The organism is Arthrobacter pullicola (assembly GCF_014836875.1).
Lineage (GTDB): Bacteria > Actinomycetota > Actinomycetes > Actinomycetales > Micrococcaceae > Arthrobacter_B > Arthrobacter_B pullicola.
The window spans coordinates 117,981-141,221 of record NZ_JACSQC010000003.1 but is presented as its reverse complement, the minus strand read 5'-3'; the positions used below and the strand labels follow the sequence as shown (position 1 = coordinate 141,221).

General features: G+C 65.7%; 20 protein-coding genes. 6 read left to right on the top strand and 14 right to left on the bottom strand.

Translation table 11 applies throughout. From position 1 onward, the window contains the following. The first annotated feature begins 59 nt into the window (after positions 1-59). Positions 60-1,493, top strand: a complete 1,434-nt coding sequence (locus tag H9638_RS06910; RefSeq protein WP_191746486.1) for a DUF349 domain-containing protein — start codon at positions 60-62, stop codon at positions 1,491-1,493. Positions 1,494-1,631: 138 nt separating this feature from the next. Beyond that, positions 1,632-2,342 (top strand): hypothetical protein, encoded by a 711-nt coding sequence (locus H9638_RS06905; protein WP_191746485.1) that lies wholly within the window; start codon positions 1,632-1,634, stop codon positions 2,340-2,342. On the opposite strand, the gene H9638_RS06900 is transcribed toward H9638_RS06905, so the two are convergent. The 9 genes from H9638_RS06900 to pdxT all read right to left on the bottom strand — a co-directional run bounded on the left by H9638_RS06900 (position 2,339) and on the right by pdxT (position 12,525). Then, complete coding sequence (locus tag H9638_RS06900) at positions 2,339-4,699, bottom strand: RelA/SpoT family protein (RefSeq protein ID WP_404799641.1); 2,361 nt, start codon at positions 4,697-4,699, stop codon at positions 2,339-2,341. The two genes, H9638_RS06905 and H9638_RS06900, sit on opposite strands and share 4 nt — an antisense overlap. Before the next feature lie 194 nt (positions 4,700-4,893). After that, positions 4,894-5,925: a protein translocase subunit SecF gene (secF, locus tag H9638_RS06895; RefSeq protein ID WP_191746483.1), complete on the bottom strand. Its 1,032-nt coding sequence runs from the start codon at positions 5,923-5,925 to the stop codon at positions 4,894-4,896. Beyond that, a complete protein-coding gene (gene secD, locus H9638_RS06890) occupies positions 5,925-7,763 on the bottom strand; it encodes a protein translocase subunit SecD (protein ID WP_191746482.1) in 1,839 nt (612 codons plus the stop codon). The genes secF and secD overlap by 1 nt, the downstream gene beginning before the upstream one ends. Positions 7,764-7,851: 88 nt before the next feature. Further along, entirely contained in the window at positions 7,852-8,334 is a 483-nt protein-coding gene (yajC, locus tag H9638_RS06885) for a preprotein translocase subunit YajC (RefSeq protein WP_191746481.1), read from the bottom strand. A 265-nt stretch (positions 8,335-8,599) separates the two neighbouring features. Then, a complete protein-coding gene (gene ruvB, locus H9638_RS06880) occupies positions 8,600-9,679 on the bottom strand; it encodes a Holliday junction branch migration DNA helicase RuvB (RefSeq protein WP_191746480.1) in 1,080 nt (359 codons plus the stop codon). A gap of 1 nt (position 9,680) precedes the next feature. Beyond that, on the bottom strand, positions 9,681-10,313 hold the full coding sequence (gene ruvA, locus H9638_RS06875; RefSeq protein ID WP_191746479.1) for a Holliday junction branch migration protein RuvA: 633 nt from the start codon (positions 10,311-10,313) through the stop codon (positions 9,681-9,683). A 102-nt stretch (positions 10,314-10,415) separates the two neighbouring features. After that, the gene (gene ruvC, locus H9638_RS06870; protein WP_191746478.1) at positions 10,416-11,024 is read right to left on the bottom strand and encodes a crossover junction endodeoxyribonuclease RuvC; all 609 of its coding nucleotides are present in this window, start codon (positions 11,022-11,024) and stop codon (positions 10,416-10,418) included. A gap of 10 nt (positions 11,025-11,034) precedes the next feature. Next, complete coding sequence (locus tag H9638_RS06865) at positions 11,035-11,790, bottom strand: YebC/PmpR family DNA-binding transcriptional regulator (protein WP_066297434.1); 756 nt, start codon at positions 11,788-11,790, stop codon at positions 11,035-11,037. A 3-nt stretch (positions 11,791-11,793) separates the two neighbouring features. Beyond that, positions 11,794-12,525: a pyridoxal 5'-phosphate synthase glutaminase subunit PdxT gene (gene pdxT, locus H9638_RS06860; protein ID WP_191746477.1), complete on the bottom strand. Its 732-nt coding sequence runs from the start codon at positions 12,523-12,525 to the stop codon at positions 11,794-11,796. A 65-nt stretch (positions 12,526-12,590) separates the two neighbouring features. On the opposite strand from pdxT, the gene H9638_RS06855 reads away from it, so the two are divergent. After that, positions 12,591-13,859: a Mur ligase family protein gene (locus H9638_RS06855; protein WP_191746476.1), complete on the top strand. Its 1,269-nt coding sequence runs from the start codon at positions 12,591-12,593 to the stop codon at positions 13,857-13,859. Further along, on the top strand, positions 13,856-14,596 hold the full coding sequence (locus H9638_RS06850) for a type 1 glutamine amidotransferase (RefSeq protein ID WP_225217128.1): 741 nt from the start codon (positions 13,856-13,858) through the stop codon (positions 14,594-14,596). Before H9638_RS06855 ends, H9638_RS06850 begins: the two co-directional genes overlap by 4 nt. Positions 14,597-14,725: 129 nt before the next feature. On the opposite strand, the gene H9638_RS06845 is transcribed toward H9638_RS06850, so the two are convergent. Beyond that, on the bottom strand, positions 14,726-15,970 hold the full coding sequence (locus H9638_RS06845) for a CapA family protein (RefSeq protein WP_191746475.1): 1,245 nt from the start codon (positions 15,968-15,970) through the stop codon (positions 14,726-14,728). A 130-nt stretch (positions 15,971-16,100) separates the two neighbouring features. Between H9638_RS06845 and H9638_RS06840 the strand changes: the two genes are divergently transcribed. Both H9638_RS06840 and H9638_RS06835 read left to right on the top strand, forming a co-directional pair. Next, positions 16,101-18,122 (top strand): M3 family metallopeptidase, encoded by a 2,022-nt coding sequence (locus tag H9638_RS06840; RefSeq protein ID WP_191746474.1) that lies wholly within the window; start codon positions 16,101-16,103, stop codon positions 18,120-18,122. Positions 18,123-18,154: 32 nt separating this feature from the next. Next, positions 18,155-18,841: a GNAT family N-acetyltransferase gene (locus tag H9638_RS06835; protein ID WP_191746473.1), complete on the top strand. Its 687-nt coding sequence runs from the start codon at positions 18,155-18,157 to the stop codon at positions 18,839-18,841. A 102-nt stretch (positions 18,842-18,943) separates the two neighbouring features. Here the strand turns inward: H9638_RS06835 and pdxS are convergent, their stop codons facing one another. The 4 genes from pdxS to thrS form a co-directional block, all read right to left on the bottom strand. After that, on the bottom strand, positions 18,944-19,861 hold the full coding sequence (gene pdxS / locus H9638_RS06830) for a pyridoxal 5'-phosphate synthase lyase subunit PdxS (protein WP_191746472.1): 918 nt from the start codon (positions 19,859-19,861) through the stop codon (positions 18,944-18,946). Between the two features lie 69 nt (positions 19,862-19,930). Then, positions 19,931-20,557: a phosphatidylinositol phosphate synthase gene (pgsA, locus tag H9638_RS06825; protein WP_191746471.1), complete on the bottom strand. Its 627-nt coding sequence runs from the start codon at positions 20,555-20,557 to the stop codon at positions 19,931-19,933. Positions 20,558-20,559: 2 nt separating this feature from the next. After that, the gene (locus H9638_RS06820; RefSeq protein WP_191746470.1) at positions 20,560-21,168 is read right to left on the bottom strand and encodes an HIT family protein; all 609 of its coding nucleotides are present in this window, start codon (positions 21,166-21,168) and stop codon (positions 20,560-20,562) included. 19 nt (positions 21,169-21,187) lie between these two features. Beyond that, positions 21,188-23,200: a threonine--tRNA ligase gene (gene thrS, locus H9638_RS06815; RefSeq protein ID WP_191746469.1), complete on the bottom strand. Its 2,013-nt coding sequence runs from the start codon at positions 23,198-23,200 to the stop codon at positions 21,188-21,190. Positions 23,201-23,241 lie beyond the last annotated feature (41 nt).

The window sequence follows — 23,241 nt, the reverse complement described above, 5'->3', positions numbered from 1 at the left end:
CAAATACATGGCACAGCGGCTTCGCTCAGCGCCATCCATCGAGTGAAAGACTTTTAGCGGTGACAGACAGTCAGAAATCCGACGAAACAGCCACCGGGACTGCTCCGGACAACCAGCGCACCCCTGCGCCCAGCCCAGCCGCCTTCGCGGCACGGCGTCCGGTTCCCGCTCCCGCGGCACCCGTTCCCGGAGCCGCTGCGCCCGCACCGGCCGTAGCCCCGCCGGCAGCACACACCACGCCGCTGGAAGAAGCCGCCCGGTTTGCCCGCGTCGAGGAAGACGGTCACGTGTTCCTGATCGTCGGGAGCGAAGAGTTCCCGGTGGGTCAGTACCCCGATGCAACGCGCGAGGAAGCGCTGGCCTACTTTGTGCGCAAGTACGACGACGCCGTCAGCCAGGTCATGCTGCTGGAAGCCCGCGTGGCAGCCAAGGCGCCGGCCTCGGACATGCACAAGACCCTCAAGCACCTGGCCGAGCAGGTTGCCGAGCGCAAGATGGTAGGCGACGTGCTTGCCCTCGACGCCCGCATCGAAGCGCTGGGCTCGAGCATCAAGGCAGCCGAAGCAGCAGAGCGCGCGGAAGCCGAGGCCGTCCGCGCCCGCGAGCTGGCCGCACGCGAAGCGATCGTCGCCGAAGCCGAGGAGATTGCGGCCAAGGACCCGGCCTCTATCCAGTGGAAAACCAGCAGCAACCGGATGAACGAACTGTTCGAAGCGTGGAAGGCCGCGCAGAAGAGCGGGCCGCGCCTGGGCCGAAGCAACGAAGATTCCCTGTGGAAGCGTTTCCGTTCCGCCCGCACCGTCTTCGACCGGCACCGCCGCGCCTACTTCTCCCAGCTGGACAATGAGAACGCCGAAGCCAAGCGCGCCAAGGAAGACCTCATCGCCCGCGCCGAGGCACTGTCCACCTCCACCGACTGGGGCAACACCGCTTCCGAGTACCGCAGCCTCATGGACGAGTGGAAGGCCTCCAAGCGGGCCAGCCGCAAGGACGACGACGCGCTCTGGGCCCGCTTCCGTGCCGCCCAGGACAAGTTCTTCGCCGCCCGCCAGGCCGCCAACGAGGTTATTGACGAGGAGTTCGCCTCCAACCTCGTGGTCAAGGAGGCACTGCTCAAGGAAGCCCAGGGCATCCTGCCCGTGACTGATCTGAACGCTGCCCGCAAGGCCCTGCAGTCCATCCGCGACCGCTGGGAGGAAGCCGGCAAGGTTCCGCGTGCCGACATGGGCCGGATGGAAGCCGGCATCCGGAAGGTGGAGGAAGCCGTCAAGGCTGCCGAGGACGAGCACTGGCAGCGGAGCAACCCGGAAACCAAGGCCCGCACCAACAGTGCCCTCAGCCAGCTCGAAGCAGCCATCACCTCGCTTGAGGATGAGCTTGCTGCCGCAGAGAAGGACGGCAACGCGAAGAAGATCGCGGATGCCCGCGAGGCGCTGGAAGCCCGTAAGCAGTGGCTGGAAACCCTCCGCCGCTCAGCCCAGGACTTCTCCTAGCCCAGGACTTTTCCTAACCCAGGACTTCTCCTAGCCCAGGACTTCTCCTAGCAAGAAGCCCGTGAGGCCCGGATACCGCTTTTCCACAGGCGGCATCCGGGCCTTCCGCATTTCCCGCCGGCAGGACAGTCTTGACGAATGTCCCAGTCCAGCCCCCATTCGGGCTCCATCCCGGAAGTCACCTCCACCGGGGGTGCCATTTTCCATCCGGGCGGCCTCTTCTCGGCGGAGGAGCTGCAGGGTATGTGCCGGGACCTCCTGCTGACCCGTGTGTACGGCTCCACCTATGTGCGCTGGGATGTACGCCCCGGTTCCCTGGCCCGCGCCCTGGCGGCCCACCATCATCTTCCGGCAGCCCTGCGGGGGCGCCACGTCTTCGGGCGGCTGACCGCAGCCTGGATCTACGGCTGCGCTCCCCCTCCGCGGCGGCTGACGCTGCTTGCGGATACCCGCCGGCGCAGCACGTCGCTGCCGCCGTTCAGCGGCGCGGTGCTGCACGAGGTGACACTGGGGCCAGCGGACCGGCTGGAACTGGGCGGGGTGCCGGTGACGCAGCCGCTGCGGACCGCCGTCGACGTCGCACTCCACACCCCGCTGGAGGAGGCCGCGGACGTGCTGCTGATGATGTCCCGGGAGCCCGGCTTGAACGCACCGCTGCACTACGTCCGGACGCTGCTGCGGAGCGGACACCGCGTCCCGGGCACCCGGCAGGCACTGGAAGCTGTGGAGCTGGCTGAGGCAGCCGACGGGGGAACACCGGGACCGGGAACGGAAAAAACGGGGCCGGAGCCGGATAATTCCAGTTCCGGCCCCGTCACGTGTTCATCTGGCCAGGGTGTCCCGCCCTAGATCCGTCGCTGGTTGCCCGTGGTGCGGTAGACATCGTAAACGCCGTCGATCCGGCGGACCGCGCTCAGGATATGGCTGAGGTACTTCGGATCGCCCATCTCGAAGACGAACTTGGACATGGCCACCCGGTCGCTGGAGGTGTTGACGCTGGCCGAAAGGATGTTGACGTGGTTCTCGGACAGGACCCGGGTGACGTCGGAGAGCAGGCTCTTCCGGTCCAGTGCCTCCACCTGGATTTCCACGAGGAACACAGAGGACTGGGTGGGAGCCCAGTCCACCGGCACGATCCGGTCCGGCTGGTCCCTCAGCTCCTGCACGTTCCGGCAGTCGGTGCGGTGCACCGACACGCCTGAACCACGGGTGACGAACCCAATGATCGGATCCGGCGGCACCGGCGTGCAGCAGCGCGCCAGCTTGACCCAGACATCGCCTACACCCCGCACAGTAACGCCCGAGTCGGAGAACTTGGGCCGCCGCGCGGCCGAGGACACGGGGGTCTCTGCCAGGTCCTCTTCGGCGCCCTGGTGACCGCCCATGAGGTTGACCAGGTGCTCGATGACGTTCTGGGCCGAGGTGTGGCCGTCCCCAACGGCCGCGTACAGGGCGGAGATGTCCTGGTGATGCAGTTCCTGCGCCACCGCCAGCAGGGCGTCATGGCTCATCAGCCGCTGCAGGGGAAGGTTCTGCTTCCGCATGCCGCGGGTGAGCAGGTCCTTGCCCTTTTCGATCGCCTCTTCGCGGCGTTCCTTGGTGAACCACTGGCGGATCTTGTTCCGGGCGCGGGGGCTCTTGACGAAGCCCTGCCAGTCCTGGCTGGGGCCGGCACCTTCGGCCTTGGAGGTGAAGATCTCCACCCAGTCACCGTGCTGGAGTTCGCTGTTGAGCGGTACCAGTTTCCCGTTGACGCGGGCGCCAATGGTCCGGTGGCCCACTTCGGTATGCACGGCGTAGGCGAAGTCAACGGGTGTTGATCCGGCCGGCAGCGCCATGACCTCGCCCTTGGGGGTGAAGACAAAGACTTCGCGGGCGTTGATTTCAAAGCGCAGCGAGTCCAGGAACTCGTCCGGATCCGAGGTTTCCTGCTGCCAGTCGACCAGGGACCGGAGCCAGCCCATGTCGCTGTTGTCCGGTACTGTGGCGCCGTTCTTGGCGCCGTCTTTGTACTTCCAGTGCGCGGCCACGCCGTACTCGGCGCGGCGGTGCATGTCATGGGTGCGGATCTGGATTTCCACCGGTTTGCCGCCCGGGCCGATCACCGTGGTGTGGAGGGACTGGTACATGTTGAACTTCGGCATCGCGATGTAGTCCTTGAACCGCCCGGGCAGGGGGTTCCAGCGCGCGTGCAGCGCGCCGAGGGTGGCGTAACAATCGCGCACGGAGTCCACCAGGACGCGGACGCCCATGAGGTCGTGGATGTCGTCGAAGTCCTTACCCCGCACGATCATCTTCTGGTAGATCGAGTAGTAGTGCTTGGGGCGGCCGGTGATCGTGGCCTTGATTTTGACGTTGTGCAGGTCTTCGGCGATCTGGCTGCGGACGGTGGTGAGGTACTTCTCGCGCTCCGGGGTGCGGTCTCCGACCATCCGGACAATTTCGTCGTACACCTTGGGGTGCAGCGCTGCGAAGGACAGGTCCTCAAGTTCCCACTTGATGGTGTTCATGCCGAGCCGGTGGGCCAGCGGGGCGAAGATTTCGAGCGTTTCCCGTGCCTTCCGGGCGGAGGACTCCGGTGAGACGAAGCGCCAGGTACGGGCGTTATGCAGCCGGTCGGCGAGCTTGATCACCAGGACTCGGATGTCCTTGGCCATGGCCACAACCATCTTGCGGACGGTCTCGGACTGGGCTGCGTCCCCGAAGGTGACCTTGTCCAGCTTGGTGACGCCGTCCACCAGCATGGCGACTTCCGGTCCGAACTCGCTGCGGAGTTCGTCCAGCGTGTAGGACGTGTCTTCCACCGTGTCATGGAGCAGCGCGGCAGCCAGGGTGGTTCCGGTCATGCCCAGCTCGGCGAGGATAGTCGCCACGGCCACCGGATGGGTGATGTACGGGTCACCGCTCTTGCGCTTCTGGCCTTCGTGGCTGCGCTCGGCAACGAGGTAGGCGCGCTGGATGAGATCAAGGTCCTCGCGCGGGTTGTTGGCGCGGACAGTCCGCAGCAGCGGTTCCAGCATCGGCGAGTAGGCCGTGCCTCCGCGTCCGGCCAGGCGTGCCAGCCTGGCCCGGGTGCCCTGGCGGCGTGCCGTCACCGGTTTGGGGACTGCCTTCGAGGCAGGCTTAGAGGCCGGTTCCGCCGTTTCCCGTTTGACCTGGATTCCGGCAGACCCGTTATTCCCGGGACTCGATTCCTGGGAGTTCACCGTACCGGGGGCTGCTGCGGCGCCCCGGTCTTTCCCTGCGCTGTCGGCAGGTGTAGCGCTATCGGCCAACTGCTGCCCTTTCTTTCCAGATATCTGCCCAGTCTATGCCCCCCGGCTACTGCACTTACACCACCGGTTCCGTTCTTCCCCGGAGGGAAGGAACGGAACCGGTGGTGTTTGGTGCTGCCGGAGAACTACGTAGCCGCCGACGCGGCCTCGGGTGCTGAGGCTGTGCGTGCCTGCTGTTCGCGGCGGTCCAGCACGCGCTTGGCCTGCTTCACGATCTCGGGTTCCTTCCGGCGGAGCCACGCATACAGCGGTGCCGCAACGAACAGGGTGCCCAGGGTACCCAGGATGATGCCGATGAACAGCGCCAGGGAGAGGTCCTTCAGCGTGCCGGCACCGAGCAGGTAGGCGCCGATGAAGAGAACAGACGCAACCGGCAGGACGGCGACAACCGAGGTGTTGATGGAACGCACCAGGGTCTGGTTGACGGCCAGGTTGACCTGCTCGGCGAAGGTGCGCTTGGTCTGTTTGTCCAGATTGGCCGTGTTCTCGCGGATCTTGTCGAAGACCACCACGGTGTCATACAGCGAGTAGCTGAGCACGGTCAGGAACCCGATGATCGCCGACGGCGTCACTTCGAATCCGCTGAGGGCGTACAGGCCCGCGGTCGTCACCATCACCGCGAGCAGACCGGTAATCGCCGCGGCGGACATCTTCCAGGTCCGGAAATACAGGGCCATCAGGACGGCGGCCAGGCCTACGAAGACCACCAGGCCGATCAGCGCCTGACGGCTGACATCACTGCCCCAGGTGGGGCCAATGAACGTCGAGGTGACCTGGTCCTCGGACACGCCGTAGTCCTGGGCCAGTGCAGCCTTGACTTCCAGAGTCTGGTCGTCGGTGAGTTCTTCGGTCTGGATGCGCATGGTGCCGGGGGAAATGTTGGTGACCCGGGGATCAGAGCCGGACACAACCTCGGCAACAGCCTCCTCGCCCACCGAAACCTGTGTGTTTTCCACGCCCGAGACGGTGAACTCCGACCCGCCGCGGAAGTCGATCCCGAGGTTGAATCCGCCCTTGACCACGGGGATCAGGATGGAGAGCAGGATTGCAGCGGCAGCGATCAGGAACCACAGCTTGTAACGGCCGACGAAGTTGTAGGACCGCTTACCGGTGTAGAGCTCATTGCCAAACGTGGCGAATCTGGGGAGCTTACTCATCAGTTGCCCTCCTTCTCCGCGTCGCGGCCGGAACCGGCCATCGAACCTTGCTTTCCGTCGGCTTCTCCGCCGGAACCTGGCTTTTTACCGCCCTGTTTTTCCTTCTGGGCTGCGGCTTCCGCCTGCCGCCGCTCGGCGATCGTGAGCCGGCGTTCAGCTTCCTTGGCCGCTCCCTTGTTCTTCGGGGAGACGGTCTTCGAGGAGCTCTGCGGCTCCGTGCCCGCTCCAGCGGCTGTGGCACCTGCCATGGCCGGTTCCCGCAGACGGCCTGCGCCGCGGTACACCGGCACCGCACCCAGGCGCGTCGCATCCAGTCCGGACCACTTGTGGCCCTGGCCGAAGAACTTGGTCTTGGCCAGCAGCACCATCACGGGGTGCGTGAACATAAAGACCACGATCAGGTCGGCGATGGCCGTCAGGCCGAGCGTAAAGGCGAAGCCACGGACGTTGCCAACTGCAACGAAGTACAGTACGACGGCGGCAAGCAGGTTGACTGCCTTGGACGCCAGGACGGTGCGCTTGGCACGCTTCCAGCCGGTGTCGACGGCGGAGACCAGTCCCCTGCCGTCGCGCAGTTCGTCACGGATTCGTTCGAAGTACACAATGAACGAGTCCGCTGTGAGGCCAATGGCGACAATCAGGCCGGCCACACCGGCGAGGGAGAGCCGGTAGTTGTGCGACCAGCCGAGAATCGCGATCGCCAGGTAAGTCAGCACGCCGGCAACCACCAGCGACGCGATGGTGACGAAGCCCAGTGCCCGGTACTGGAACAGGGAGTAGACAGCCACCAGGATCAGGCCGATCACACCGGCGATCAGGCCCATGCGCAGCTGGTCGGCGCCAAGGGTGGCGGAAACCTGCTGCTCGCTCTGGATGTCGAAGCTGATCGGCAGTGCGCCGTATTTCAGCTGTTCGGAGAGGGCCTTGGCGCTCTCCTGGGTGAACTGGCCGGTGATCTGGGCGTTGCCGTCGGTGATCAGGACGTTCATGGTCGGCGCGGAAATGACCTGTCCGTCCAGCACGATCGCGAACTGGTTCTGCGGAGTCCCCTCGCCGAAGCCCAGGAGCCGCTCGGAGACCTGGCGGAACAGCTCGGTGCCTTCACCATTGAAGTCAAGGTTCACGGCCCACTGGTTCAGGGACTGGCCCTGACCACTCTGGGACAGACCAAAAGTGGCATCCTCAAGCATTGAACCCGGCACCTCGACGGGGCCCAGGATGTACTTGCCGGCAGTTCCCGGCTCACAGGCGACCATCGGCTGGTCGGATGCGGCCGGTTCGATCGATGCCTCAAGCGTGGCCGGGTCAAGGCAGTTCGTGGTTTCGAACTCCTTGTACAGCTCCGGGGTAACCCAGTTGAAGTCGGATCCGTTCTCCGGCTCGGCCGTTGGCTGCGGCAGCTGGTCATCCGGCGTCGGTGTCTCGGCTGCCGGTGCCTGTCCTGCACCGCCAAGGATGACGGCCCGGAACTCCATGGCCGCTGAGGCCTGGATCAACGCACGGGTTTCCGCCGACGGTGTGCCGGGCAGGGAGACCACAACGTTGCGCCCGGACTGCGTGGTGATTTCCGCTTCGGAAACACCGCTGCCGTCAACCCGCTGGCGGATGATCTCCACAGCCTGGTCGAGCTGTTCCTGGCTGATTTCAGAGTTGCCGCCCTGCACCTTCGGCGACAGGATCATCTGCGTGCCGCCCTCGAGGTCGAGGGCAAGTTTGGGAGCCCAGCTGGCGTTGCTCATCATGGAGCCGCCGCCAAGCAGGAGGGCCAGGGCAGCGAACATAACGCCCAGCCAAATGAGCGTCTTTTTCGCGGCGGGGCCGGAGCCGGTTCGAGGCATAGAGGTTTTCCTTTAGGGCGTAATCGCCGGAGACAAAGTGATCCGGCGGGCCTGCGGACTCAGTCCACCCCGCAGGCCCTCGGAGAGTCTAGTTGTCTTTCTTGTTCTCGCGGTCCAGGCGCCGGAGTGTTTCCTCGGGCGTCTCCTCCCGCTGAACTGCGTCGGCAGCTTCGGTGTGTCCGGCACGCTGCGTCTCTTCGGTGAGTGAGGACGCGTCGTCCGGAACAACCGGCTCCGGTGCTTCCGCTTCGGCGGGCGTGGCGGTGACAACCTTGGTCAGCGCCTGCAGGTGGATGGTGGCCGTGTTGCCCGGGGACAGTTCAAGGACAGCCTTGTTCTCTTCCTGGTCAACGGACACGATCGTGCCGAACAGTCCGAACTGGGTCATGACCTCTGTGCCCGGAACCATCTGGGTGCGCTGTTCCTGGACAGTCTTCTGGGTCTTCTTCTGCTTGCGGAACATCATGAAGATGAAGAGTGCCAGCAGGATCGGAAGGAGGAGGTTCGACAGGGCGAACCCGCCTCCGTTGCCGGTATCAGTGGTCGTCTGGGCCAAGACATTCAAGAACACGAAGGGTTCCGTTTCTGTTGCGGTTGCTGGATATCGGGATGCTTTATCAGTTCACTCAGGGCACCGGGCCTGACGCGCCGGCATGCGTAAGCGTCAGATCAGTCTAAGGGGAAAACGGATCTGCAGCCCTTTAAGTTTCAATGTGCAGTGTAAGTCACGCGCGGTGCCGGGCGTCACATTCCCGGGGAGCGGTGCCGGGGCAGCAGCGGGGCCGGGCAGCAGCGGGGCCGGGGCACCAGCGGGACGCCTCCGGCTGCCTGCGGATTCAGTTGCCGGTTCCGGTGCCGGCAGTTCGGGCTCCGGGCCCGGAGTACACGGCATCGGGGATGGCCTGGGCGGCGGACTCCGGCATATCGAGCCCCAGGTGCTCCCAGGCGGCCCGGGTCGCGATGCGTCCGCGCGGCGTACGGCCCAGCAGGCCTTCGCGGACGAGGTACGGTTCCGCGACGGTTTCCACGGTCTCCGGTTCCTCGCCGACGGCGATGGCCAGCGTCGACAGCCCAACCGGGCCCCCGTTGAACTTGGTCACCAGGGCATGCAGTACGGCCCGGTCCAGCCGGTCCAGCCCGCGTTCGTCCACCTCATACATGTCAAGTGCCGCTCCGGCCGTGCGCGCGTCGATCTGATCAACGCCGTGGACCAGCGCCCAGTCGCGGACCCGGCGCAGGAGGCGGTTCGCGATTCGCGGTGTTCCGCGGGACCGTCCCGCAACTTCGGAGAAGCCGGCCGAGTTGACCTTCATGTCCATCAGCATGGCCGAGCGCCGCAGGACCAGTTCCAGTTCCGCGGTGGAGTAGAACTCCAGGTGCCCGGTGAAGCCGAACCTGTCCCGCAGCGGTCCGGGCAGCAGCCCGGCGCGGGTGGTGGCGCCCACCAGGGTGAAGGGTGGAAGATCCAGCGGAATGGCAGTGGCTCCGGCACCCTTGCCCACGACGATGTCCACCCGGAAATCCTCCATGGCCATGTAGAGCATTTCCTCCGCCGGACGGGACATGCGGTGGATTTCGTCGAGGAACAGCACCTCCCCTTCCGTGAGGGAGGAGAGAATGGCGGCCAGGTCACCGGCATGCTGGATGGCCGGGCCGGAACTGATCCGCAGCGGAGCGTTCATTTCCGCGGCGATGATCATGGACAGCGTGGTTTTGCCCAGGCCGGGAGGGCCGGAAAGCAGCACATGGTCCGCGCTGCGGCCACGCAGCCGCGAGGCTTCCAGGACAAGGGAGAGCTGTTCACGGACGCGCTTCTGCCCCACGAAGTCATCGAGGTTCTTCGGACGCAGGGCGGCTTCTATTGCCTTGTCGTCCGGATCAGGTGCGGCCGCGGTGAGCGGTTCGGCGGCGGCCACGCTAGCCGGCCTGCTTCTGCGGTGCGCGGGAGCGTGCACCGTCCTGGCCGAGGCGGCGCAGCGTCAGGCGCAGGATTTCTGCGACGTTCCCGCCCTTCGCCGCGTCCGGATGTTCGGCGGCGGTGGCTTCAATGGCGGCCGTGGCGTCCTTTTCGGACCAGCCGAGTCCGGTCATGGCGGCCAGTACCTGTTCGTTCCAGGCCGGGGCCGCCGCTGGTGCTTCTTCGGTGCCCAGCGGAACGAGTTTGTCTGCCAGTTCCAGCACAATGCGGCGCGCACCTTTCGGCCCAATTCCGGAGACCTTGCTGAACGCCTTGTCATCCCCGCTGGACGCTGCGATGCGAACCGCTTCCGGGCTGTGCACGGCCAGTACGGCGAGGGCCAGGCGGGGACCAACGCCTGAGACGCTGAGCAGCGTCTCAAACACTTCCCGCTCCCCCGGCTCAGCGAAGCCGAAAAGGGTCATGGAGTCCTCGCGCACGATCAGAGCCGTGTGCACCTGGGCTTCGGCACCGGTCCGCAGTGAGGCGAGGGTCTGCGGCGTCGCCTGGATAAGCATGCCGATGCCGTTGACGTCAATGACGGCAGACGAGGTGCCGACGTGCGTTACGACGCCGCGAAGGGAGGCGATCATGTGGGGACTCCGAGCAATAATCCGTGGACTGAAAATAATCCGTGAACTGAATAGAACATATCTACGAACAGCCTACTGGTCCGCCCGGGATTTCCCGGCACTTTAGCGGCGGGCGCGTTTTGCTTTGGCTTCCGCCTCGGCCCACAGCCGCTGCGCCGCTGTCAGGCCGCCCTGCACCGGTCCACCGCCGGAGGAAGCCGAACCCGCCGTCGAGGCCTGTCCGGGGCCCAGCGCCCCACGGCGCCAGGCATGGGTGATGGCCAAAGCCAGTGCGTCGGCCGCGTCGGCGGGCCGCGGCATCTCATCGAGGCGCAGGATCTTGGTGACCATGCGCCCCACCGCTTCCTTGTTCGCCGAGCCGGAACCGGTCACCGCGGCTTTCACTTCGGTGGGGGTATGAAGGGCCACCGGAATGCCGCGGCGGGCGGCAGCGGCAATGACGACGCCGGAGGCCTGGGCGGTGCCCATCACGGTACTGACATTGAGCTGGCTGAACACCCGTTCCACCGCTAGAACATCAGGGGTATGGGTGTCCAGCCACAGTTCAATCGCCTCGGAAATCGCCAGCAGGCGGGCATCCAGTGCGGTGCCCGCTACCGTACCGGCGACCCCGACAGCCACGAGGGTGGCCCGGCGGTTACCTTCCACGTCCACCACGCCCAACCCGCAGCGGGTGAGGCCCGGGTCCACCCCCAGGACCCGGATCGGCACGGCGGGGTGCTCAGTCTTCTTCGAGCTGCGCGAGGACGTCCGCGGAGATGTCGGCGTTGGAGTAGACGTTCTGGACGTCGTCCAGGTCCTCCACCGCGTCGACCAGCTTCATGAACTTCCGGGCGTTGTCTGCATCCAGCTCCACGTGCATGGAGGGCAGGAACTCGGCCTCATCGGTGTCGTATTCGATTCCGGCTTCCTCGAGGGCAGCCACGACGGCGCGCAGGTCCGCAGCTTCGGAGATGATCTCGAAGTTGTCGCCGGCTTCCTTGACCTCGTCAGCACCGGCGTCGAGCACTGCCATCAGCAGGTCGTCCTCGGTGAGGTCCTTCTTCGGCAGCGTGACAACACCTTTGCGGGTGAACATGTACGCAACGGAACCCGGATCGCCCATGTTGCCGCCGTTGCGGGTCACGGCCAGGCGGACCTCGGAAGCGGCACGGTTTTTGTTGTCGGTGAGGCACTCGATCAGCAGGGCTGTGCCCTGGGGGCCATAGCCTTCGTACATGATCGTCTGGTAGTCAACGGCCTCGCCCAGGAGCCCGGCGCCGCGCTTGACCGCACGGTTGATGTTGTCGATGGGAACAGAGGTCTTTTTGGCCTTCTGGACGGCCAGTTCCAGGCCGGGGTTGCCGGCCATGTCGGCGCCGCCTGCGCGGGCCGCAACTTCGATGTTCTTGATCAGCTTGGCAAAGGACTTGGCACGCTTGGCATCAATGACGGCCTTTTTGTGCTTGGTGGTTGCCCATTTCGAGTGGCCCGACATGCTTTACGCGTCTCCTCTGATCATTTGAATAAATAGTTCGTGGATGCGGCTCTCCCCCGTGACCTCCGGATGGAACGAGGTGGCCAGCAGCTTTCCCGAACGCACTGCCACAATTCTAGCGACTGAATCCTTTTCCGCCTCCGATGCGGACTCCGCGGGGGTCACCTGTGCCAGCACCTGCACGGTGGAGCCTACCTTTTCCACCCACGGCGCGCGGATAAACACGGCGTGCACACCAGCCACCGGCTGGCCGGGGTCCTGTGACGGCAGAGCCTGCAGTCCCTCGAAGGCCAGTTCGGTTTCAAAGGACTCGCGCTGGCGGCCAAAGGCGTTGCGCCGCACGACGATATCCAGCCCGCCCAGGGTCTGCTGGGGTTCGCCGGCGGCGTCCACTGCGGGATCGGTGATCCGGTCTGCCAGCAGGATCAGGCCTGCACAGGATCCGTAAACCGGAAAACCGGCGGCGATCTTCGCTTTCAGCGGATCCGCCATCCCGAACAGCCGCATCAGCTTGTCGATGGTGGTGGATTCCCCGCCGGGCAGGACCAGCCCGTCCACGGCCTCCAATTCGGCGGGCCGGCGGACCAGCATGGTGCGGGCTCCGGCAGCTTCCAGCGCCCGGATGTGTTCCCGCACGCCGCCCTGCAGTGCGAGCACTCCAACGAGCGGCGCGGCTGAACCGCCGGATCCAGCAGAGACTAGCCCGGTAGAGCCCGGGGCAGTGATTTCCGTCATTGGACCATTCTAGGTGCCCGGGGGTGCGCGGGACGGAACAGGGCCGTGGGATATATTCGGTATCCATGAGTTCTTTCTCCATCCTGGTAGGCAAGCTGGTCCGCGCCGCCTCCCGGCTGCGCGGCGGCGGGTCCGCCCTTCCCGGCCTGGTGGTGGAGAAAATCGATCCCGATTTCATCCGCCGCACGCTCTCCACCCTCCCCCTCGGCGTCGCCGTCGTCTCCGGAACGAACGGCAAGACCACCACCACCAAGATGGTGGTGGAACTCCTGGAGGGCCAGGGGCTGAAGGTCTTCACGAACCGCACCGGCAGCAACTTCACCCGCGGTGTGGCAGCAGCGCTGATCGGCGAGGTGAACCTGCGCGGCCGGCTCGATGCGGACATTGCCGTGCTGGAGCTGGACGAGGCCCATGCCGTGCACTTCGTGAAGCTGATCCAGCCGCGCTACTCGCTGCTCCTGAACGTCCTGCGGGACCAGCTGGACCGCTTCGGCGAGATCGATAAGACCACCCGGCTGCTGGAGCAGATTGCCCTGGCCACGACTGACACAGTGGTCCTGAACCGCGAGGATCCGCGGGTGGCTTCCATCGCGGAATCACTTTCCGGCCCTCAGACCGTCTACTTTGGCCTGGACGCCTCGCTGCGCAGCACCTTCCCCAATGACGATGAAATGCGCGGATCGCGCTCCGAAGCCATCGCCGCAGCCCAGCCCGCCGACGTCGTGCTGGAGCGCGTTGCCGAAGATGAGGCGGATTTCCGCCTGGACGACGACATCACCACCACCTCGCTCAAGCTCCGCGGCGTCTACAACATCTTCAATGCGGCCGCGGCGCTGACGTTCGCCCGGCAGATCCTTGGCGGCAGGGCGGACCGGGCAGCGCTGTTCGAGTCCCTGGCCAACGTGCAGCCGGCCTTTGGCCGCGGCGAATCCCTGACCGTGAACGGCGCACCGCTGGAACTGGTCCTGGTGAAGAACCCGTCCGGCTTCCGGCTGGGCCTGAAGTCCTTCGCGGCGCACGGCTACGCCACCATGATCGCGGTCAATGACAATTACGCCGATGGCCGGGACATGTCCTGGCTCTGGGACGTGGACTTTGAGACGCTTTCCGGCGGTGTGGACATGGTCAGCGGCGTCCGGGCCTATGACATGGCCCTGCGGCTGAAGTACGACGACGTCCCGGTCCGGGACGTGGACACCGACATCCCCGGTGCCCTGGCCAAGTTCATTGCCGGGGCAGGCACGCAGCCCATGCGGATTTTCTGCACCTACACAGCCATGCTTTCCGTCCGCCGGGAGCTCTCCAAGATCACGAAGGTGGAGGTGGTCTCTTGAGCCGCGATATCCGCATCCTGCAGCTGTACCCGCGGGATATGAACATTTACGGCGACTGGGGCAACGTCCTGGTCCTGAAGCAGCGCCTGAAGTGGCAGGGCTACAACCCGGTTGTCACCGAGTACAACCCGGGTGATGAGTTCCCTTCCGACGTGGACCTGATTGTCGGCGGCGGCGGCCAGGACAGCGGCCAGGTGGTCATCCAGCAGGACCTGCAGCAGCTCGCGCCCACCCTGCGCGGCCTGGCCGACGACGAGCTGCCGATGCTCGCCATCTGCGGTCTCTACCAGCTTTTTGGGCGGTTCTTCAAGACGCACGACGGCGTCCTCATCCCCGGCATCGGCGTGCTGGACATTGAGACCCACGGCGGTCCGGAGCGGCTGATCGGCAACGTGCTCTCCGTGAGCGATGAGTTCGGCGAAATCCACGGCTACGAGAACCACAGCGGCCAGACCTTCCTGGGCACGGACGCCCAGCCGCTGGCGCACGTGCGCAAGGGCGAGGGCAACAACTCCAAGGACGACACCGAGGGTGCCCGCTACCGGAACGTGGTGGCCAGCTATCTGCACGGGTCGCTGCTGCCGAAGAACCCGGCGATCGCGGACTTCCTCATCGAAAAGGCCGTCACCCGCCGCTACGGCTCCTTCGATCCGGCTCCGCTCCCGGACGCCGACCTTGCCGGCCTGGCCCGGCTTTCCGAGCTCGCCCGGAAGCACGCTTCCGACCGTCCGCGTTAGGTTCTTCCTCCGGGCGCTCCGCCGGCATCACTTCTGCTGCCAGTTTGTGAAAAATCGACCGGTCCGCGGCGGAGCGATGTCCCAAACCGGCAGCAATGCACACGCCGCACCGCGCTTGGGGCTGCACAGTTACCGCGCGGAAACGTCCTGCGTCACCAGCCATTCGTGGGCCCCGGCATCCGCCGCGCCCATCGACTCGACCACGGAAATGGTCCGCTGCCGTACCTCGGCCTGCTGCGTTTCGGAAGCACACGGTCCCTGCGGCAGGTCAGCGGCCACTGAACACCAGCGGTAGGGATCCCGCACGATCACCGAGGGCGCCCAGGCGAGGTCGTTGACCCGCCAGGCGCCGCCGTCGTCGTCCTGGACAAACTGGGCGCGGACAATCAGCCCTTCGTTGTTGACCCGGTACCACGGTGAGAGTTCGGTGACGGCGTTGCCGAGACCATAGACGATCCAGGTGCCGTTGTAGTTCTCAATGGGCAGCACGGAGTGCGTGTGGTGGCCGTAGATGAGGTCGAACTCGCCGCTGTCGGCCAGGGCATGGGCCGTTTCAACCTGCTGGCTGTTGGGCAGCGAAGCGTATTCGTCGCCGGCGTGCACGCCGCCGACCACCAGGTCAGCTCCCTGCGCACGGGCAGCTTTGGCCCGCAGGATCATGTCCCCGGGGTCGAGCATGTCCACCTGCCAGGGATAGTCGGCAGTCAGCCCGTTGAGCCCGTACGTCGACTCGATGATCCCGATCCGGGCACCGGAAGTGTCCATGATGAGCGGCGCCGCGGAATCGGCCTCGGAGGCGTAGGACCCGGTGTGCTCCAGGCCCAGGGAATCCAGCACCGACAGGGTCCGGTTCAGCCCGGCGGTCCCGGCATCCATGGTGTGGTTGCTCGCCGTCGTGCAGGCCTGGTATCCCACCGCCGCGGCCGCGGTGAGGATCTGCGGCGGCACATTGAACATGGGGTAGCCGGCATACGGCCCGCCGGCTTCGGCAACCGGGGTCTCCATATGGCAGACGGCCAGGTCGGAGCCGGAAACGTAGGCGCGCATTCCCTCCAGCAGCGGTTCGAAGTCCAGGGGCTGCTTGCCGCTGGCGGCGGCGTCTGCGGCGGCCTGGTCCCACAACTGCGGATGCACCAGCAGATCCCCGGCGAGCATCACCGTGGAGCAGCGCAGGCCCGGACACGCCACGCCCACTCCGGGCGTGGCCGTCGGCGTGGGGACCGGCAGCTGGCTGGCGGATTCGCCGGCGCCGGCCGAAGCTGAGGGTTCCTGAGTGACGGGTGCGGCCGTACATGCGGTCAGCAGCAGCGCTGTCAACGCTGACAGCAGCACCGCTGCCCGGCTGCGCACGTTCGCGTCAGACCTGATTTTCATGGTTCCCCCCGGAACATGTTGTGACGCGCCTGCAGCGGGCCGCCGTGCGGCGGTGATGTGGCGATCAGGGATGAGCATACGCGGCCCGTCGGCTGGTTGGGCGGCGGCTCGTGTGAAAGTGTTGTTGACCATGAGCAATGCCCTTCTTTCCGCGAGCACCCTCCCGTATGACCTCCCGGATTTCGCCGCCTTTACCGACGATGATTACCTTCCCGCCTTTGAAGCCGGGATGCAGGAACATCTGGCCGAAATCCGCGCGGTCACCGCCAATCCGGAACCGGCGGACTTCACCAACACCGTCGCCGCACTGGAGCGGTCCGGCCAGTCCCTGGCACGCGTCTCTGCGGTCTTCTTCAACCTGGTGATGTCCCACGCGACCGAGGCCATCCAGGCCATTGAGCAGCAGATAGGTCCGCGGCTCGCTGCCCACCAGGACGGCATCTTCCAGGACCAGGCGCTCTTCGAGCGGGTCAGCAGCGTGCCGGAAACCGGGCTGGACGAGGAACCGCGCAGGCTGCTGGCTGAGTACCGCCGCCGGTTCCTGCGTGCCGGAGCAGGGCTCGACGACGCCGGGAAGGCGCGGATGCGGGAGCTGAACACCCGGCTGTCCGAACTGGGAACGGCGTTCTCACAGCAGCTCCTGGCCGATACCAACGGCTCAGCCCTGAAAGTCGACGACGCCGCCGAGCTCGAGGGCCTCTCCTCCGATGACATTGCGGCCGCCGCTGCCGCGGCCTGCGAGACCGGGTCTGAGTCAAAGTACCTGCTGTCCCTGATCCTGCCGACGCCCCAGCCGGCCCTGGCCCGGCTGACAAACCGCGGGACCCGGCAGCGGCTCTTCGAAGCCTCCGTGAACCGCGGTTTCCGGAACAATGACCACAACACCCTGGGCATCGCCGCGGAAATGGCCGCCCTCCGCGCCGAGCGCGCGGCGCTGCTGGGTTACGGCAGCCACGCCGAGTACGCCGTCGAAGATCAGACCGCACCGTCCCTTGGCGCAGTGCGGGAAATGCTGGCCCGGCTGGTTCCGCCTGCGGTCAGCAACGCCGAGACGGAGGCGCTGAAGCTGCGTGCCGCGGCCGCCCGCGACGGAATCAAGGACCTGCAGCCCTGGGACTGGGCCTTCTACTCCGAGCAGGTCCGCCGCGAAGACTATTCAGTGGACCTCGAGGCCCTGCGCCCCTGGTTCGAGCTGGAACGTGTGCTGAACGACGGTGTGTTCTACGCTGCCAACCGTCTCTACGGGGTCACCTTCACGGAACGCCCTGACCTGGCCGGCTACCACCCCGACGTCCGGATCTGGGAAGTCCGGAACGAGGATGGGTCAGCACTGGGCCTGTTCCTGGGCGACTACTTCTCCCGCGACACCAAGAGCGGCGGCGCCTGGATGAACGAGCTGGTGTCCCAGTCCCGGCTGCTGGGCAGGCAGCCGGTGGTGGTGAACAACCTGAACATCTCCAAGCCTGCCGACGGTGAGTCGGCGCTGCTGACCTTCGACGAAGTGGTGACGGCGTTCCACGAGTTCGGCCACGCACTGCACGGACTGTTTTCCGACGTCGAATTTCCACTGTTTTCGGGAACTGCCGTTCCGCGTGACTTCGTCGAATACCCTTCCCAGGTCAATGAAATGTGGATGCTTTGGCCCGACGTGGCGAACAACTTCGCCCTGCACTATCAGACCGGCGAGCCGCTGCCGCAGGAAACCCTGCAACGCATCCGGGCCGCGTCGCTCTGGGGAGAAGGCTTCCGGACAGCGGAGTACCTGGGAGCCACGCTGCTGGACCTGGCCTGGCACGAACTTCCGCCGGGAGACACGGTGACGGATCCCGCCGCCTTCGAGAAGGAGGCACTGACCCGCGCCGGAATCGACCCGGCCCTGGTTCCCCCGCGCTACCGCACCGGCTATTTCAAGCACATCTTTGCCGGCGGGTACTCCGCCGCCTACTACTCCTACATCTGGAGTGAGGTGCTCGACGCCGATACTGTTCAGTGGTTCACCGAAAACGGGGGACTCACCCGGGCCAACGGTGAAGCGTTCCGGACCAAGCTGCTCTCCCGCGGCTATGCCGCCGATCCCCTGGAATCTTTCCGGGACCTGCGCGGCCGGGACGCGGACATTGCTCCCCTGCTTGCCCGCCGTGGCCTCGCCTAGCTGCCGTGGCCACCATCGCATCATGCCAGCGCATGCAGCACGCCTGGTTCACCGCCCTCGCAGCAGCAACGGGAGGGCGGTCTTTCGGCACCCACGAGTCGCGCTGGGTTTGGCTTCCGGCCCGGCGGCAGCTCATGCTGATGTTTCCCGACGTCATTTCGCCGGCGGGTATCCGTCCGGGCCTGGCCGAGGGTTCACGGCTCGGTGCCTCGACCGTAGGGGTCTGGCTGGGTGGATCAGTGGATCCCGCACCCCTGGAAGCCTTCGGGTTCCGGCGTGGCCCGCAGACCTGCTGGATGACGGCACCGGTCCATGCTCCGCAGGCGTGGCCCGGGACCGCGGCGTCAGTGGAAGTCCAGCCGCCGGAAGTATCCGGGGCCGATGCCGAGGAACTGCGGGTTGGCCATTCGATACCCCGGCAGGCCTGGCATATCGCCGCACGTGACTCGGCCCGGCTCACCGGGCGGGCGTACGCCTTTTATCCGAACGGAACCGCCGGATTGTCCAAGGTTGGCGGTATCTTCCACCTTGCCGTCGGGGCATCCAGCCGGCGCCGCGGTTTCGGCACTGCCCTGCTGAGCTCTGCCGCTGCCGCGGCCGAGACTGCGGGTGCCGAACACCTGATCGTCAACGCGACCGCTCCGGGCCAGGACCTGTGCGCTGCACGGGGCTTCTCCCTGGTGGGCCGGGGGCAGACCTACTCGATGGCGATCGGGTAGGCGCAGGTATGCCGGGCAGATAACACTGCGGCCGGATCCGGGACAGTGTCCTGGATCCGGCCGCAGTAGGTTGGGAACTTTCCCTGTCAGAGAGCCTTGCTGCTACCAGCCGCGCTCGGCGAGGCGGTGCGGCTGCGGGATCTCGTCGACGTTGATGCCGACCATGGCTTCGCCAAGACCGCGGGAGGCCTTGGCAACTTCGTCGGGATCGTCGTGGAACGTGGTGGCCTTGACGATCGCGGCGGCGCGCTCGGCAGGATTGCCGGACTTGAAGATACCGGAGCCGACGAATACGCCGTCCGCACCGAGCTGCATCATCATGGCTGCGTCTGCCGGAGTGGCGATGCCGCCGGCGGTGAAAAGCACCACGGGGAGCTTGCCGGAGGCAGCGACTTCCTTCACCAGTTCGTACGGCGCCTGCAGTTCCTTGGCCGCGACGTAGAGCTCGTCTTCGGGCAGCGAGGAAAGGCGGGCGATTTCGGTGCGGATCTGGCGCATGTGCATGGTCGCGTTGGAGACATCGCCGGTGCCGGCCTCACCCTTGGAACGGATCATGGCAGCGCCCTCGTTGATCCGGCGCAGCGCCTCGCCCAGGTTGGTGGCGCCACAGACGAAGGGAACGGTGAACTTCCACTTGTCGATGTGGTTGGTGTAGTCCGCGGGCGTCAGCACCTCGGACTCGTCGATGTAATCAACGCCGAGGGACTGGAGGATCTGCGCCTCAACGAAGTGGCCGATCCGGGCCTTGGCCATGACCGGAATGGAGACGGCGTCAATAATGCTGTCGATCATGTCCGGGTCGCTCATCCGCGACACGCCGCCCTGGGCACGGATATCGGCGGGAACCCGCTCCAGAGCCATGACTGCAACCGCGCCGGCGTCCTCGGCGATACGGGCCTGCTCAGCCGTCACGACGTCCATGATGACGCCGCCCTTGAGCATCTCTGCCATTCCGCGCTTAACGCGGCTGCTGCCGGTCGAAGCGGTGTTTCCGGAGGCGGACGGGAATTCTGTAGGCATGGCGGGGCTCTCTCGTAGATCGGGCTGTAGAGACTATGCTAGCCCGCTGGCCGCATCCGGGAGCGACTGCTACGTATCTTTACCCAGCACCTCCGTTGTGGCCTGCCGGCGCACGGTGCCCATCCGCTGCACGATCGTCACGCAGCTCGCCAGGCACAGCAGCACCAGCACAATCAGGAGGACCATCTCGGGGACGCCGAGGCCCACCAGTCCGGTGGCCGTCAGCAGGAAAACCAGCCGTTCAGCGCGTTCCGCCAGCCCCACATTGGCGTCAAAGCCGAGGGATTCAGCCTTGGCCCGGATGTAGGAAACCAGCATGCCCAGGACCAGGCAGATGAGGGCGGTAATCCCGATGGCATCGTTGTTCCCGCCGGTGAAGAACCAGATGCTGACCCCCGCGAAGAGGGCTCCGTCGGCGAACCGGTCGAGGGTGGAGTCCAGGAAGGCGCCCCACTTGCCCTTCCGTTCCTGCTGCCGGGCCATGATGCCGTCAATGACATCCGAGAAGATGAACAGCACAATGAAGATCGTGCCCCAGAAGAGCTGGCCCAGCGGGTAGAAGACCAGTCCGCCGATCATCACGCCGAGCGTACCGATAATGGTGACGGCGTCGGGGCTCACCCGGCGGCGGATCAGCCAGGAGGCCAGGGGCGTGAACAGTGCGGTGAAGAAACCGCGGGCGTATTTGTTCAGCACGCCTACGCCCCGCCCGTTCCTGCAGCAGACGCAGAGCCGGCGGCGTCCGCCGGCCAGGCCTCCGCGACCTGGCGGCGGACCTCATCGAGGGTCTGCGTAATGGCCTTGGTCTGGGCGATGATCGGAAGGAAATTTCCGTCCCCGCTCCACCGCGGAACGATGTGCTGGTGCAGGTGCGCGGCAATTCCGGCGCCTCCGGCTGCCCCTTGGTTCATGCCGAGGTTAAAGCCGGCCGGCGCGGAGACCTTGCGCAGCACCCGCATTGCCGTCTGGGTCAGGGCCGCGATTTCAGCGGTTTCCTCCACGTCAATGTCCGTGTAGTCCGGCACATGGCGGTAGGGGCAGACGAGCAGGTGTCCGGCGTTGTACGGAAACAGGTTCAGGATGACGAACGCATGCTTTCCGCGGTGCACGATCAGTGCTTCCTCATCCGTGTGGGACGGAGCCGCGCAGAACGGGCAGTTTGCCTCTGAAGAGACCTGGTCCTGCCCGCCCTTGATATACGCCAGCCGGTGCGGGGTCCAGAGCCGCTGGAAGGCATCCGGCACCCCCGCAAGTTCGAAGCTGTCGGTGACATCGCCGTCGTGCGGGTACTGCTCCTGGCTTTCCATGCGGTCTGTCCCCCGTGCCTTACTTGTCCCGGTTCCGGACGGCTTCGACGATCCGCTTCACTGCTTCTTCGACCGGCACGCCGTTGTCCTGGCTGCCGTCGCGGAATCGGAAGGAGACTGCCCCGGCTTCGGCGTCCTCGCCGCCGGCAATCAGGACGAACGGGACCTTTTCCTTGGAAGCGGTGCGGATCTTCTTCGGGAAGCGGTCGGTGCCTGCGTCTACCTGGGCGCGGATGCCTGCGGCCTTGAGCTTGTCGACGACGTCGTACATGTAGTCGTTGAAGGCTTCGGCCACGGGAATGCCGACCACCTGCACCGGAGCCAGCCAGGCCGGGAAGGCACCGGCGTAGTGCTCGGTGAGCACTGCCATAAAGCGCTCCACGGAACCGAAGAGGGCGCGGTGGATCATGACCGGGCGCTGGCGGGTGCCGTCGGCTGCCTGGTATTCGAGTTCGAAGCGTTCGGGCAGGTTGAAGTCCAGCTGGATGGTGGACATCTGCCAGGTGCGGCCGATTGCGTCGCGGGCCTGCACGGAGATCTTCGGGCCGTAGAAGGCCGCTCCCCCGGGGTCCGGGACCAGGTCCAGGCCGGAAGCCTCAGCGACCTCGGCCAGGGTGCGGGTTGCTTCCTCCCAGGCGTCGTCGGAGCCAACGTACTTTTCCGGGTCCTTGGTGGAGAGTTCCAGGTAGAAGTCGTCCAGGCCGTAGTCCTTGAGCAGGTCCAGCACGAAGTTCAGCGTGGTGGTCAGCTCGTCCTTCATCTGCTCGCGGGTGCAGTAGATGTGGGCGTCGTCCTGGGTCATGCCGCGCACGCGGGTCAGGCCGTGGATCACGCCGGACTTCTCGTAGCGGTAGACCGAGCCGAATTCGAACAGCCGCAGCGGCAGTTCGCGGTAGGACCGTCCGCGGGAGCGGAAGATCAGGTTGTGCATGGGGCAGTTCATCGGCTTGAGGTAGTAGTCCTGGCCCGGTTTGGTGACCTCGCCGGTTTCCGGATCGGTGACCTCATCCACGTGCATGGGAGGGAACATACCGTCGCGGTACCAGTCCAGGTGTCCGGAAACCTCGTACAGGTGGCCCTTGGTGATATGCGGGGTGTAAACGAACTCGTAGCCGGCCTCGGTGTGCCGCTGGCGGGAGTAGTCCTCCATGGCCTTGCGGATGATGCCGCCCTTGGGGTGGAACACCGGCAGGCCGGAACCCAGCTCGTCCGGGAAGGAGAACAGGTCCAGTTCGGTGCCGAGCTTGCGGTGGTCGCGGCGCTCAGCCTCGGCCAGGCGCTCCTGGTAGGCCTTGAGGTCGTCCTTGGTGGGCCAGGCGGTGCCGTAGATGCGCTGCAGCTGCTGGTTGTTCTGGTTGCCCAGCCAGTAGGCGGCAGCGGAACGGGTCAGCGCGAAGGCGTTGGAGATCAGCTTGGTGTTCGGCAGGTGCGGGCCGCGGCACAGGTCGCACCACACGGTGTCGCCGGACTTGCGGTCCACGTTGTCGTAAATGGTGATTTCACCGGCGCCGACCTCAATGTTCGCGCCTTCGCCGGCTTCCTCGGCGCCGTCCTTCTTGCCGAGCAGCTCCAGCTTGTACGGCTCGTTGGCCATGGCTTCGCGGGCTTCGTCTTCGGACACCACGCGGCGGACGAACTTTTGGTTCGAGTTGACGATCTTCTGCATCATCTTCTCGAGCGTCTTGAGGTCCTCCGGGGTGAAGGGCTCGGCGACGTCGAAGTCGAAGTAGAAGCCGTCCTTGATGTACGGGCCGATGCCAAGCTTGGCATCGGGGCGCAGCTGCTGCACGGCCTGGGCCATCACGTGGGCGGTGGAGTGGCGCAGCACGTTCAGGCCGTCTTCGGAATCGATGGTCACGGCTTCGATGCTCTGGCCCGGGGCCAGCGGGGTGTCGAGGTCCTTCAGGACGCCGTCGACCTTCATAACGACTACTTCGCGCCGCTCGAAGAAGAGCTGCGCACCGGTGGTGCCAGTATCCACCGTGGTCTCTTCGCCGTCGACGATGAGGGTGAACTGTTCCGGCACTGACACGTTGTCTCCTAGATTCGTTTGTACTGGCGCCTCCGCACGGG